Source organism: Actinoplanes sp. NPDC048791 (genome assembly GCF_040650095.1).
Taxonomy (GTDB): Bacteria; Actinomycetota; Actinomycetes; order Mycobacteriales; family Micromonosporaceae; genus Actinoplanes.
In genome coordinates, this window is the sequence record NZ_JBEZGQ010001691.1 from 1 (window position 1) to 1,143 (window position 1,143).

The window sequence follows — 1,143 nt, forward strand, 5'->3', positions numbered from 1 at the left end:
GCGGCGGGAACGGCGCTGGGTGCTGCCCGTGCTCGCGGCGGCGGCCGCTGCAGTGCTCGCCATCGCCGGCACGGTCACGGTGCAGCGCTTCACCGACCGTCCGGCACCGCCGAGGGTGACGGCGAAGGCGAGCCTGGCCCGGCTCGGCGGTGCGCCGGTGGCGGCCGGGGGAGCGGCGGAGGTCATCGGTGGCAGCAAGCTGCGCCTGGACGTGCGCAACCTGCCGCTGACGACCGGCTACTACGAGGTGTGGCTCATCGACCCGGACGACACCACGAGGATGATGGCGATGGGCAACCTGTCCAGTGCCGCGCTCTCGGGTGCCGCCGACGTGGTGCTGCCGCTGCCCCCGGGTGCGGACCTCAACCGCTACCGGCTGGTGGACGTGTCCGCGGAGGCGTACGACGGTGACGCCGCGCATTCGGGCAAGAGTCTGCTGCGGGGCACGCTCACGAACTGAGCACAGGGCGGTGCCGGGGCATCAGCGCGAGCTGACTGTCCCGGCACCGCTTCGTCGTTTCCGCCAGCTCCGGCCGGGCGGCGTCAGCCCGGTCGAGCAGCTGGGTGATCGTGGTCAGGGTCGGTGGCCCGCCGGTGGCCAGTAGTTCGCCGGCCTGCTGACGGTGTGCCTCGTCCAGGCCGGGACGCAGCAGGCGGCGCAGCTCCGGGCGAGCGGCCAGGGCGTGCACGGCGGGCAGCGTGACGAGCCCGGCGGCGAAGGGCGAGCCTGGATCGTGGACGTCGTCGAGCAGGTGCAACGCGGTGCCGTACGCGACGCCGTACTCCTGGAGACCGTCCTCGGGTGAGGCGGTGACGATCGCACCGAGCCGGCCGGCCGTGGCCAGCAGAGTGCCGGTCTTCAGCTCGGCGATGCGCAATGCCGTCGGCGCGTCCAAGTCGGGATGGAAGCGGTTGTCGGCCTCGAGGGCCAGTCCGGTGCAGCGTTCGGTCAGGGCGTCACCGAGCAGCGTGCCGGCGCCGGCGGTGGCACCGAGCCGGTGGGCCAGCCCGATCAGCAGGTCACCCGCGAGCAGGGCGACGGTGGTGCCTTCCTTGGCGTTGACGGTGGGCACGCCGCGGCGTACCGGGGCCTCGTGCAGCAGGTCCTCGTGCACGAGCGTGGCCAGGTGCAGCAGCTCGACG

General features: G+C 73.4%; 2 protein-coding genes. One reads left to right on the forward strand and one right to left on the reverse strand.

Going from position 1 to position 1,143, the window contains the following annotated elements:
* On the forward strand, window positions 1-460 hold a 460-nt coding region (locus AB0C29_RS49660), incomplete at its 5' end, for an anti-sigma factor domain-containing protein (protein WP_360835528.1).
* Here the strand turns inward: AB0C29_RS49660 and AB0C29_RS49665 are convergent.
* On the reverse strand, window positions 450-1,143 hold a 694-nt coding region (locus AB0C29_RS49665), incomplete at its 5' end, for a polyprenyl synthetase family protein (protein WP_360835530.1). The two genes, AB0C29_RS49660 and AB0C29_RS49665, sit on opposite strands and share 11 nt — an antisense overlap.